General features: G+C 69.5%; 12 protein-coding genes, 1 tRNA gene and 2 pseudogenes. 7 read left to right on the top strand and 8 right to left on the bottom strand.

The features are described from left to right. Window positions 1–200: 200 nt before the first annotated feature. Window positions 201–428, bottom strand: a pseudogene (tpg, locus tag AC0ZLC_RS33555) (telomere-protecting terminal protein Tpg); the annotation flags it as partial. Here tpg and AC0ZLC_RS33550 point away from each other — a divergent pair. Continuing rightward, complete coding sequence (locus AC0ZLC_RS33550; protein ID WP_476755704.1) at window positions 409–1,263, top strand: ankyrin repeat domain-containing protein; 855 nt, start codon at window positions 409–411, stop codon at window positions 1,261–1,263. The pseudogene tpg and the gene AC0ZLC_RS33550 sit on opposite strands and share 20 nt — an antisense overlap. Before the next feature lie 485 nt (window positions 1,264–1,748). Here AC0ZLC_RS33550 and AC0ZLC_RS33545 read toward each other — a convergent pair whose 3' ends face one another. Next, window positions 1,749–2,867 (bottom strand): fatty acid desaturase family protein, encoded by a 1,119-nt coding sequence (locus AC0ZLC_RS33545; RefSeq protein ID WP_476755703.1) that lies wholly within the window; start codon window positions 2,865–2,867, stop codon window positions 1,749–1,751. Window positions 2,868–2,874: 7 nt separating this feature from the next. After that, window positions 2,875–3,930 (bottom strand): ferredoxin reductase, encoded by a 1,056-nt coding sequence (locus AC0ZLC_RS33540; RefSeq protein WP_476755702.1) that lies wholly within the window; start codon window positions 3,928–3,930, stop codon window positions 2,875–2,877. An 86-nt stretch (window positions 3,931–4,016) separates the two neighbouring features. Between AC0ZLC_RS33540 and AC0ZLC_RS33535 the strand changes: the two genes are divergently transcribed. Both AC0ZLC_RS33535 and AC0ZLC_RS33530 read left to right on the top strand, forming a co-directional pair. Continuing rightward, the gene (locus AC0ZLC_RS33535; RefSeq protein ID WP_476755701.1) at window positions 4,017–5,156 is read left to right on the top strand and encodes a PucR family transcriptional regulator; all 1,140 of its coding nucleotides are present in this window, start codon (window positions 4,017–4,019) and stop codon (window positions 5,154–5,156) included. A 196-nt stretch (window positions 5,157–5,352) separates the two neighbouring features. Beyond that, window positions 5,353–5,691, top strand: a complete 339-nt coding sequence (locus AC0ZLC_RS33530) for a thioredoxin family protein (RefSeq protein WP_476755700.1) — start codon at window positions 5,353–5,355, stop codon at window positions 5,689–5,691. Window positions 5,692–6,383: 692 nt separating this feature from the next. On the opposite strand, the gene AC0ZLC_RS33525 is transcribed toward AC0ZLC_RS33530, so the two are convergent. Next, window positions 6,384–6,554: a hypothetical protein gene (locus AC0ZLC_RS33525; protein ID WP_476755699.1), complete on the bottom strand. Its 171-nt coding sequence runs from the start codon at window positions 6,552–6,554 to the stop codon at window positions 6,384–6,386. A 1,133-nt stretch (window positions 6,555–7,687) separates the two neighbouring features. Then, on the bottom strand, window positions 7,688–7,921 hold the full coding sequence (locus AC0ZLC_RS33520; protein ID WP_476755698.1) for a hypothetical protein: 234 nt from the start codon (window positions 7,919–7,921) through the stop codon (window positions 7,688–7,690). A gap of 211 nt (window positions 7,922–8,132) precedes the next feature. Here AC0ZLC_RS33520 and AC0ZLC_RS33515 point away from each other — a divergent pair. Continuing rightward, window positions 8,133–8,206: transfer RNA gene (locus AC0ZLC_RS33515), tRNA-Ala, on the top strand. Window positions 8,207–8,474: 268 nt separating this feature from the next. Here the strand turns inward: AC0ZLC_RS33515 and AC0ZLC_RS33510 are convergent. Continuing rightward, the gene (locus AC0ZLC_RS33510; RefSeq protein WP_476755697.1) at window positions 8,475–8,687 is read right to left on the bottom strand and encodes an NUDIX domain-containing protein; all 213 of its coding nucleotides are present in this window, start codon (window positions 8,685–8,687) and stop codon (window positions 8,475–8,477) included. A 448-nt stretch (window positions 8,688–9,135) separates the two neighbouring features. On the opposite strand from AC0ZLC_RS33510, the pseudogene AC0ZLC_RS33505 reads away from it, so the two are divergent. The 3 genes and pseudogenes from AC0ZLC_RS33505 to AC0ZLC_RS33495 all read left to right on the top strand — a co-directional run. Next, window positions 9,136–9,465: pseudogene (locus AC0ZLC_RS33505) on the top strand (SDR family NAD(P)-dependent oxidoreductase); the annotation flags it as partial. Window positions 9,466–9,553: 88 nt separating this feature from the next. After that, window positions 9,554–9,802, top strand: coding sequence for a hypothetical protein (locus AC0ZLC_RS33500; RefSeq protein WP_476755707.1), 249 nt, complete (start codon window positions 9,554–9,556; stop codon window positions 9,800–9,802). Then, window positions 9,799–10,023 carry a LexA family protein gene (locus tag AC0ZLC_RS33495; RefSeq protein WP_476755706.1) on the top strand — a complete coding sequence of 75 codons (225 nt, stop codon included), beginning with the start codon at window positions 9,799–9,801 and terminating at the stop codon, window positions 10,021–10,023. Before AC0ZLC_RS33500 ends, AC0ZLC_RS33495 begins: the two co-directional genes overlap by 4 nt. 36 nt (window positions 10,024–10,059) lie before the next feature. Here AC0ZLC_RS33495 and AC0ZLC_RS33490 read toward each other — a convergent pair whose 3' ends face one another. Together AC0ZLC_RS33490 and AC0ZLC_RS33485 are read right to left on the bottom strand one after the other, a co-directional pair. Beyond that, complete coding sequence (locus tag AC0ZLC_RS33490) at window positions 10,060–10,254, bottom strand: hypothetical protein (RefSeq protein WP_476755696.1); 195 nt, start codon at window positions 10,252–10,254, stop codon at window positions 10,060–10,062. Window positions 10,255–10,562: 308 nt separating this feature from the next. After that, on the bottom strand, window positions 10,563–10,976 hold the full coding sequence (locus AC0ZLC_RS33485) for a helix-turn-helix domain-containing protein (RefSeq protein WP_476755695.1): 414 nt from the start codon (window positions 10,974–10,976) through the stop codon (window positions 10,563–10,565). Window positions 10,977–11,057 lie beyond the last annotated feature (81 nt).

The raw sequence follows: 11,057 nt of genomic DNA, 5'->3' as shown, positions 1-11,057 counted from the left end.
CGCCCCCCCCGGCCACCTCATGACCCCCGTCCCGCCGGGACGTAGCCGTCGTCCACCCGCCGTCACGAGCCCCGACTCGTACGCCGCCACCGGCGCCTGCACCGGCGACCGGCGCCCTGCACCGGCGACCGGCGCCTGCACCGGCCGACGGGGCGCAGCACTGCCCGGTAGGTGCGAGGCGTCCGGTCGAGGGGGTCGGCCGCGCGGTGCCCGCCGTCGCGGAAGTACACCTCGCCCAGCGCCTCGGCGGCGACCTGACGCAGCTCGTCCTCGTCGACACCGGCCTCCTGGGCTGCAAGGAGGCGGGCGGCGTGGCGGGGCGGCAGGGCGAGAGTGAGGTGGCGCACGCGGGCCCGGTCGGTGCTGCCGACGGCGGCGGTGTAGCCGAACCTCGCCTGCACATCGATCATGATGCCGCTCGTGGTGGCGGTGCTCGGCTCCCCGGAGGTCGTCGCGGAGTTGGCCCGCCGGGTCGCGGATGTGGACGCGCTGGAGAACGGGGTGACGGCACTGTGGGAAGCCGTCGTGTCCAGGAAGCCGGCCAACGCGCGAGCGCTCGCCGCCGCCGGGGCCGATCCCTGGCGGCTGTCGCTCGGCGGCTGGTCACCGGGGCGGCTGAGCCTCGCCGGACCGACACCTGAGCTGTTCCCGGTACCGGAAGGGGTGGCCCTGACCGACGCCGAGCGTGCGGCAGCCCAGGAGGCCCATCGGCTCACCACGGCACTGGGCGAGTTCTATGACGACGGTACGGGGCTGGCCTGCGTGGCCGGGATCGACGCGGCCGAGGCGGTGCGCCGTCTTGAGGCGACGCCGGTGGACGGCGAACTCCTGGATGAGCTGCAGGAGTTGTTGGAGGAACCCTACGCGTACGACGTGGACGAGAGTCTGCACATCGTCGGCGTGACGTCCGTGCCGGGCGGCTGCGTCGTCACCCAGCCCTGGGGGTACGCGCCGAGCATGCCGGGCGTGCTGGCCCGGCTGTCCGCCGGCACCCTCTGCTACGGCCTCTACGCCAATCCCAAGAGCGGCGACCAGGGAAGCATCGCCCGTCATGGAACGATCGAGGGCTCGGACCTGCACCCGGGCGGAGGGCCGGACGAGAACGACAGCCCGGGGGAGGTGCTGGCCTCATACCTCTACCTGCACGACGCCGTCGCCTACGCCTGCGCCTTCGCCGGACTGCGCCCGGCCGACAGGCGCGCCGTGGCCGGACCGCCCGATGTGTGGGTCGAACTGCCCCGACGCGACTACTGGAGTCACTGACTCGGATTTCCCGACCAGCGCTCGGTGGTGTGGAGGTGAGAAACGCGAGCGGCCATCAGGTGGACCTCGATCCGCGGACCGGCAGGGTCCGCGAATGGCACGAAGGCCCGCTGGACGCACCGAAGCAGCCCGACGAGAGTCCGGCGAAAGGGCCTGGAGGGTGTGCCCGGGGCGCTGCCCCGGGCACATTCCCCTGGGTTAACGTGTGGACACCCAACGCCGCCCTCTGTGCGGGCCGAAAGGGCGTCGCATACGCCAGGTCACCCCCCTCGGTCTCTTCGGTGACCTCTCCAGCCAATCCCACTTCAGCCACAACGCGGAGGAGATCGTGGCGCTTTCGGGCCGGACAGCCGCACATGAACGCGCACGCGTGGCGGAATATCTGAGAACGGCGCCCGTGATCATTGCCCTCATGGGGCACTCGGAAAACGTCGTGGGCCGCCGATTCGCCGTCACGGCCGGCACGGCTGCATCAATACCGGGGATCAGGCGGCGACGAGCTCCTGCTCACGGTCCGGCGTTTTGACCTGGGGCTTCTTGTTCGGCAGCGAGAGACGGAAGACCTTGTGCCACGCGGAGAACACCTGCTTGGGCAGCGGGCCGGTGACGTACTCCAGCTCGTACTTCTCGAACAGCGCGTGCACCTTCACCGCGACCTCGGCGTACCGGTTGCTCGGCAGGTCCGGGAACAGGTGGTGCTCGATCTGGTGCGACAGGTTGCCGGTCATGAAATGCATGGCCTTGCTGCCGCTGATGTTCGCCGAGCCCATCATCTGGCGCAGGTACCACTGGCCGCGCGTCTCGCCCTTGATCGACCGGCGCTCGAAGACCTGCACGCCCTCGGGGAAGTGCCCGCACATGATCACCGAGTGGGTCCAGATGTTGCGGACCAGGTTCGCGGTGAACGTGGCGGCGAGCGTGGAGAGGAACGACGGGCCCGACAGCAGCGGGTGGATCACGTAGTCCTTGAGCACCTGCTTGCGGATCTTGCGGCCCACGGCCTTGGCCCGCGCCCGGAACTCCGGGTTGTTGCGGCGCCGCTTGTTCAGGTTCTTGCCGAGCTCCAGGTCGTACGCTGCGATGCCGTACTCGAAGAAGCAGGCGTTCAGGAAGTTCCACAGCGGCTGGCCGAGGTGGAAGGGGTGCCACCTCTGGTCCTCGTCGACGCGCATGATGCCGTAGCCGAGGTCGTTGTCCTTGCCGATCACGTTGGTGTACGTGTGGTGCAGCTCGTTGTGCGAGTGCTTCCACTGGTCGGCCGGCGAGACGTGATCCCACTCCCAGGTGGTGGAGTGGATCTTCGGGTCCCGCATCCAGTCCCACTGGCCGTGCAGGATGTTGTGGCCGATCTCCATGTTGTCCATGATCTTCGCCACGGACAGACCGGCGGTGCCGAGCAGCCACGCGGGCGGGAAGAACGAGAACAGCAGCACGCCCCTGCTGACCAGCTCGAGCTTGCGCTGCGCCGAGATGACCTTGCGGATGTAGGCGGCGTCTTTCTCCCCGCGGTCGGCGATCACCTCGTCGCGGATCGCGTCCAGTTCGCGGCCGAGCTCCTCGATCTGCTCCGCGGTCAGGTGGGCGGTGGGGTCGATGGCGGTCAAGGTGCTCCTACCGTTCGATGTCGCAGGGGCCCGCCGCGGCGGACACGCAGGTCTGGATGAGGACGCCCGGCTCGGCCTCGGTGATCTCGCCGGTGCGCAGGTCGCGGACGGCGCCCGCCTTGAGCGGCGTGACGCAGCCGAAGCAGATGCCCATGCGGCACCCGGAGGGCATGAGCACGCCGGCCTCCTCGCCGACATCCAGCAACGGCGTGGCGCCGTCCGCGTCGACGGTCTTGCCGGTGGCGCTGAACGTGATCTCGCCGCCGTCACCGGCGACGACGACGCCTGGGCGGAAGCGTTCGGTGTGCAGGCGCTCCTGGACGCCGTGCTCGGCCCAGTGCTCTTCGGCGGCGTCGAGCAGGCCCACGGGCCCGCAGGCCCAGGTCTCGCGCTCGGCCCAGTCGGGCACGAGTTCGTCGAGGCGGGCGATGTCGAGCGTGCCGTCCGTGTCGGTGTGCACCTCGGTGAGCCGCAGCTTCTTGTCCGCGACCAGGTCGTGCAGTTCGCTGCGGAAGATCACGTCCTGCGGCCTCGGCGCGCAGTGGACCATGACGACGTCGTCGAACTCGGTGTCGCGCAGCATGCCCATCACGGGCGTGATGCCGCTGCCGGCCGTCAGGTAGAGCACCTTGGCGGGCTTGGCCTGCGGCAGCACGAAGTCACCGGTCGCATGGTCGAGCTGGATCAGCGTGCCCGGTTTCGCCCTGCGGACCAGGTGGTTGCTGACCTTGCCGTCCGGGATCGCCTTCACGGTGATCGTGACGCGGCCGTCTGGGCGGTTCGTCGGCGAGGTGATGGAGTAGGCACGCCACAGGCGCACCCCGTCGACATCGACCCCGATCCGCACGTACTGACCGGCTGTGTGGCCGCGCCAGCCCCGTCCCGGCCTGATCACGACAGTCGCGGCGTCACCCGTCTCGGGGTGCACGGCCTCGATGCGCCCCCGCAGGTCAGCGCCCGCACGCAGCGGGCTGACCAGGTCGAGGTAGTCCGACGGCAGCAGCGGCGTCGTGACCATCTCCAGCAGTTTCCACGCCCTGCTGCGGAGGGCTGCACTCGTCATGACTCCAGCTTGCTGCGCCCCAAGGCGTAAAGTCCTGACCGCAGGACGTAAATCTGATCGGCTGAATTGTTCGCAGGGAACAAAACGTGAACCATGCAATCCGGAAGGCCGGCGAACTGGCCCTGGACGACACGACGGTCACCGCACTTCGGGCCGCGCTGAAGACCACCGCCGACGAGGTCGTCCAAGCGATCATCGACGAGGTCCCTCCCTACGCCAACGCCCTCGCGGGCCGCATGGGCGCAACCATCCGCCGAGCCGTCCGTACCGCCCTGGGGCACTACCTGGACCTCGCGAGCGGGAACGCCACAGGCGGCGACGCCGGTGACGCGGCCTACGAGCTGGGCCGCGGCGAGGTGCGCGACGGCCGTTCGATGGACGCCCTGCTCAGCGCCTACCGCGTCGGCGCCCGCGTGGCCTGGCGATGCCTGGCAGCGGGTGCCGTACCCGCAGGTCTGCCCGCCACCGAGGTCGCCAAGTTCGCCGAGCTGACCTTCGCCTACATCGACGAGCTCTCCGCCGCGAGCGCCGCGGGCCACGCCGACGAACTGGCCGCCCGGGGCAGGGCCCACGAGCGCCACCTGGAACACCTGGCCCGCGACCTCCTCGCCGGCGCGAGCCCGGACGTGCTGCGGGCCTCTGTCCAACGGGCCGGGTGGCAGCCTCCGGTTTCCCTGACCGCGGTCCTGCTGCCCGCCGCCCAGGCCCGGCCGGCCTACCGCACACTCGACCCGAGCACCCTCGTCCTCGACGATCTGCCGGACGCCACCGGTGTGCTGCTCGTCCCCGATGCCGACCGATCACATCTCTTGCGGCAGCTGACCGACCGCACCGCCGTGGTCGGCCCGGCCCGGCCATGGACTCGTGCGTCCGCCTCGTACGCACGAGCCGTACGCGCGCGCTCCCTCACCTCTGATATTCGCGACACCGAGGACCACCTGCCCGAGCTGGTGCTGAGCGCCGACGTGGACGCGTTCGCGGACCTGCGTGCCCGAGCCCTCGCACCATTGCGGACCTTGCCCGCCGCGACCTCACGGCGGCTGGAGGAGACGTTGCGGGCGTGGCTGCTGCACCAGGGCAGGCGGGAGGAGGTGGCGGCGGCGCTGTTCGTCCATCCCCAGACGGTCCGGTACCGGATGTCGCAGCTGCGGGGGCTGTTTCCGGATCTCGCATCGCCACACCGGGTCCTTGAACTGACGCTGGCGGTCGGTCTTCGGGTCAGCTGACGCGTACTGCCTGGTTCTCGGTGCATCAGCCGGCTCATGCGGCCCGCAGAAGAGCGGTATCAGCGAGCTGAGACCGGGGGTTGTGCCTCCCTCCCTTCCGACAGCCAGCCAGCCAGCCGGACGACCGACCGGGCCGGCCCGGCCCACGCGCGGGGGATGATGGGAGGTGACAACGGACGTGAGATCAGGAGCTTCCATGGCGAAGCGGGTTCACCGACCCCGTGAGGACGCGGAGTTCAGTTTCATCCTAGGGATGAGCGCAGTTCCGGTCCTCGCGTACTTCACCGGGACATGGCCCAAGGCAGTCGAGCCCTGCCGGGTGATGGACCTCGTCGTGGGTGGCATCGCCGACGACTACGCGGGCCGTCTGACGGCCGTCCGCGCCGACATCACGCGTTGTCCGGCCGCAACCGAGCGATACGGGATCACCGAAGCCCCGTCCTGCGTCCTGCTGAAGGAGGGGGAGGCGGTGGCGCACGGCACGGGGCCCATGACCATCGCCGAGGTACGGGAGTTCCTGGACGGCCACCTCTGAGCACGGGCCGGGTGAACAGGACGCGGCCGGGTTGACCTCGGTTTTTCAGCGGAATGATCATGGTACGCGGGCAACTCGTCCTCGAAGTCACAGGCGGCCACGGCTTTGAAGCCGTACTGTCCCCCGACTTGATCACCCTTCTGGCTGATCGGCGAAGTACACAGGGGGAACATGAAGCGAAGATGCACGGCGTTGGCCATGACGCACATACTCAGCCGACGCATTGCACCCGTTCTGATCCTGGTTCAGCTCGCGTACGTCGCACTGCTCGAAGCCATGTTCGCTCTCGCACCCGACACCGCAGAGCTGGACCACACCAACCCTTCGAGCTCGGGCGGGACCCTGCATGCCGCGGTCGGCGTCGCCGTGGTCCTCACATGGGCGGGAGGAGCCGCACTCCTGGGACTGGACAAAGCGCGGACAAGCGCACCCCGTGCCCTGAGTATCGCCTGGCTCGCGGTCCTCGCCCTGGGAGAAGTCGCCGTCGCCGTCACTTCCTGGCCAAGATCGCGGAAGAGACCTTCGGCCCGGACACGCTGAGCATCACCGCCGCCACGGCGATGTGCATAGGCATCGCTCTGGCATGCGCCACTGAACTGCGCACACTCGTTCGTCCCTCTTCTGCCGACACCAGCAGCTGACGCGGGGACATGAGCGCACGGAGGCCCCCCGCCATGGCCGGGGTGCCACCGTCACGCCCCGCGCTCCGGGTCGTGCCAGGCCGCCTCGGCGAGTCCGCGGGCGTCGAGGGCGAAGAAGTCCGCGACGGGCTCGCCCTCCACGACCGCACCGACGCCGTCGATATCGACCACGGACCCGATCAGTTCTGCGTACCGTTCGTCATCGGCGGCCTGCACCGCCATCTCGAGTGCGATCCACCCGCCTATCGAGGACCCGATCAGTGCGACGTCTCGTTCTCCGTGCTCCCCCCGCGCTACACGATCATGCGCGCCCCCGAGGACACCACGGAGGAGGCCGAGGAGTACGCGGACGCCCACGGCTTCCGCTCCACCCGCCCCCTCGGGCCCGGCTGGACGATTCTCGGCCCGATCGACGACATCGGCCGCGAGGAGAATCGGTGCCACGGCGCGAACGCAGCAGCACTCGTCCGTCGGCAAAGCGGGCGAGCTGCGCCCTATGACCGGCCCACTTGGGCTCCGCAGCGTGCCCAGGCGGTAGGTCTGAGCCCGGAACAGGGGTGGTGAGCATCGGTTCAGGAAACGTCCAGACCATGGCGACCATTCAACCCCGCCCGGTCAGAGCATCAACAAGGGATCACGTGAGGGACCCTGCCGGATTCGGGACCGCATGCCGGGTGATCACCTCTGGCCCGCCAACCTGTGTCACTCGACCTATAGTGGCTCAGCTGCGCGCCGCCAGCCGCACTGTCGGCCCATCCGGGAACGTGAGGAGATGCGCCATCGCCTGTTCCTGCTTCTGGTCCTGGTCCTGATCACCGCTACGGGGTGCGTAACTGTCCCAGCCCGGCCAGGAGTGGAGTCACCTTCCGCGCATCCGCCTGTGCGAGCGCAGCGCCTGTCCGGGCCGGTCACCATGATCCGGGTGTCTCAGGCGCCCGCGCGGGAAGCGCTGGTGCGCGTGGGCGACGACCGCAAGGGATGGCCTCACACGCGGACCCCGGTACGTCCGCGCCGGGCGACTGCTGCACCGCCCGCAGTTGCCCAGCAGCACGACCGCCCCGTGCACTCCAAACCCCGCCCGGTCACGCCCCGACGCTCCCGCCCCCAAGCGCCGGCCGCTCCGCGCCACGCACCCAGCCGCCCTCGCCCGCGTCCCGGGCCCGAGCAGATGCGCCGGCTGTGCCGCAAGGCCGACGGAGTTGCGTCCTCGGGCATCGTGAACCTGTGCCACCAGACCTGGGGGTAGCGAGGACTCGCCTGCGAGCTTTCGCCGTCACCCCATCGGTTTTGTCCATGAGAACGGGTTCTGGCACGAGTTGTGTGACGCGGGCGCACGTTCAGCGACGGCCCCGTGCCTAGTAGATGTGGTCGTCGGCGCGTTCATCCTCGGGCGTCCGTCGGAGACGCCACACGCCGAAGCCGGCCCCAAGGGCTCCGCCCATGAGAGCTGCCGCTCCTGCCCACACGCCGCTGGGCGAGAGCGCCGCAGCGAGCAAGCCGGCCAACAGGGCGCCAATCATCAGGTACATGACGACGATGAAGCACGCAGCAAGGTAGCGATTCCTCAGCGGCGTCATGCCACCTTGCATGAGGTCCTCCTGTCCCCTTCGGCTGGTCCCCTTCTCGCCTGTCCCAGAACGTCCATGACAATCCGGCTCACGGGGTCGCGTCACAGAAGATGAGCCAGAGCCTTCTCGGGCTCTGGCTCAAGATCTGTGGAGCCGTCACGCTGAGTGGTTCGCCAGCCCTCGACTATTCGAGGCGGCGGGGTGCCGAGCCTTGTACGATCCCGGACGGGATGGGGCCCGTAGCGCAGTGGTTGTCGCGCCTTCACCGCATGTGGGAGGACGCCGGTTCGAATCCGGTCGGCCCCATCCTGCTCTTCCTCCTGCAGCTTCCTATGACGCCCAGAAGCACCTCTGTTATTGCTCAGAGTGCCCGTCACAAAAGTCCTGCCAGAACCGAAACCGGTGAACAAAGCCACTCGGGCGTCGGCGAGGACCTGCTCGTGGTCGAAGGCGAGGGCGCCGGGGTCGGTGAGCGGCACCCACTGCACGGCGACGACGTCGGTCCCCGGCCCGGGCGGTGGTGCCGGCGGGCACGCTGATCGCGTAGGCGACGGCCCCGTACCGCCCCCGCAGGTCACGACCCGGCGGCGGCGTAGACGTCGATCAGCGTGAGGTGGTCCTCCTCGGTGGCGTGGATGCCGGTCTCCGCGGCCAGCTCCCGGACGGCCGTGGCTTCCGGGCTCTCGCCCGCGTCGATGCGTGCCGCGTCCGGCACCTGACCGTCGCCGCCCGCCAGGACGGCATGACCTGGGGAACGCTCGCGTCCACCATGACCGGCGACCCGCACGCACGAAGCGCACCGCCGCCCACGCCACCATCACGTGGGGGTCGTGATGGATAGGCGTGGCGGTTCGGCGCCGTGCTCCTGGGACGTCGTCGGCGTACGTCATCTCGGAGAGGTACAGCGGCTGTCGGTGGCGTACTCGAGGAACGCGGCCGGGCCGGTACCTCGAGAACAGAACTAGGGCGCGTATCGAGTCGTGATCAATCTGCGGGAATTGTCCTTCTCGCAGCCGGGATCGGCAGATCTCGTGCATCACGGAACGTAACTGTCCGATCGGGCAGAGGAGCTCAGTGAGCCGTAGCATCCGACGCTGTTCGGGTCGACCGGACGCGGTGGCCGGGACAAGCCGCCTTGGCTCGCGGCAACCACGATCACCTGCGTAAACGCCGCACCTCGGGCGCTGGGGGCGGGGATCGACGGGGAGGGTTCAATCCAGCTCGGAGGAGCGGACATGGCGGATCAGGGAGAGCGGCAGCGGGTGACTGTGGTCACCGGCGGCAGCCGGGGCATCGGGGCGGCGATCTGCCTGCGGCTGGCAGCCGAAGGGCACGACGTTGCCGTCGGGTACCGCTCGGGCGCCGAGGCGGCCGAGGGCGTGGCCGAAGGGGTGCGCGCGCTGGGCCGGGCGGCCGTCGCGGTCGCGGTCGACACCGCCGATGCGGCGGACGCGGACCGTCTGTTTGATACTGCCGCCGCGCACCTGGGGCCGGACACCGGGCTGGTGAACAACGCCGGGGTGAGCGGGCCGGTCGGGCCACTGACCAGCGCAGATCCGGAAGGGGCGGCAGGTCGTCGGACATGGGCTCGGCTCGTTGGCGGTCGGAGTGTCACGGTGCGCAGTAATTCGAACAAGTGCTCTAATGAAGTGTATGACGCACCGCTCGTTCCCGCCGGATCTGGTCGCCCTGCACGTGGCCTACACCCGCACCTACCAGGCACTCGCCCATGCACGGCCGGTGCACAGCGCACGACTGCGCCGGGACCTGGTCCAGCTGCAGGCCCGCCTGCTGGACCACCCGTACTGGTCCCACCGGCCCGGCAGCCCGACGGCGGGCTGGGCGGTGTTGCGCGAGCAGCTTGCGCGAGGAAGCGGCACCCGGGGGAGGCGAGCAGGATGAGGCACAAGCTGGAGTACTTGAGTGCGCGGCAGGAGCAGATCCTTGCCTGCATCCGACGCGAGATCGTAGAGCGGGGTGAAGCGCCCACGGTGCGGGAGATCGCTCGTAGCGTCGGTCGGGCGAGCACGTCGTCGGTGGCCTACCAGCTGCGGCAGCTGGAGAAGCGCGGCGAGATCAGCCGCGAGGCACGGCGGCCGCGGTCCGACCGCCTCGGACAATGACAACGACTGGCGGAGCTGGTTGGAACGGCGCCGCTGTCAGGAGGCCGGCCCGGTGCGGAGCCGCCGCGCGTCCCGAACGAGTACGTACGAAGCGCTGAGGAAGATCACGGCTTCAGCCACGAGCCAGAGAACCGAGGCCCCAGAGCGGTACTCGCGAACGGCAAGAACCAGCAGCGTTACGCTGGTAAGGACGCCGAAGGCCGAGATCAGAGCGCTGATGCGTTTGGTCACACGGACATCATCAGCGACACCCTCGGCCAGCGGTAGTGATCCAAACGAACCGGCTTAGTGCATCCATCCGACGCGGAGCTTGGGACTGTGTACCGCCGCCAGAGGGGTGCTGAGGGCCCGTCGCGCAGGACGTCGGCCAGGGGTGCCGCGAGGATGGGCACGGTGCGCCCGAAACCAGTCGGTGGCAGTTGTCCTGTGGCCTCCTCGTCCGACCCGAGCGGGTTTTTCGCGCGCAGACGTCCTCGCGCGGTCCATGCCTTTCCTTCGTTGAGAACGACCAGCCCTCGGTGAGACAGGACACGTGTTGATCAACTAGCAGGAAGAGGGCAGGTCAGAACGCGTCCTGTTATGGCTTGGCCGGTGAACTCCCACCGCGACACCGTGTGCATGCGGGGCCACTTCGTCGTGGCCGCCCGATGGGCGGCCACGACCGCTGAGACGGCGTCCGCCAGCGGAGTCCCGGACGGATCCGGCATCACCGGGTCGTCGGCGAGCGCGACCAGGGCGACGGTGAAGTACCGGCGAACGTCTTCGGACCGTCCCCTGAAGCGGCGGATCCAGCCGCGGACCGTGCCCTCGGCCCGGCCCAGATGCGCGGCCACCTGGCGGTGCCCCATCCCCAGGGTCGCTATCTCCAGCCCCGCCGCGATCACCTCGGCCGCGTCCGGCGCGGCCAGATCGCCGCCGGCAGCAGCACGTGAGTGACCTGGCAGCCCGAACATCGCGACCGGCGAGGACGCACGGACAATCGGGCCCCGAGATCACCGCGTACTTCCCGGGGCGGCCGTGCCCCCACGGCGCGG

This window comes from Streptomyces sp. GLSS-08 (assembly GCF_056387915.1).
The sequence above is the reverse complement of the archived record's forward strand: the minus strand, read 5'-3'. Positions and strand labels throughout refer to the sequence as shown.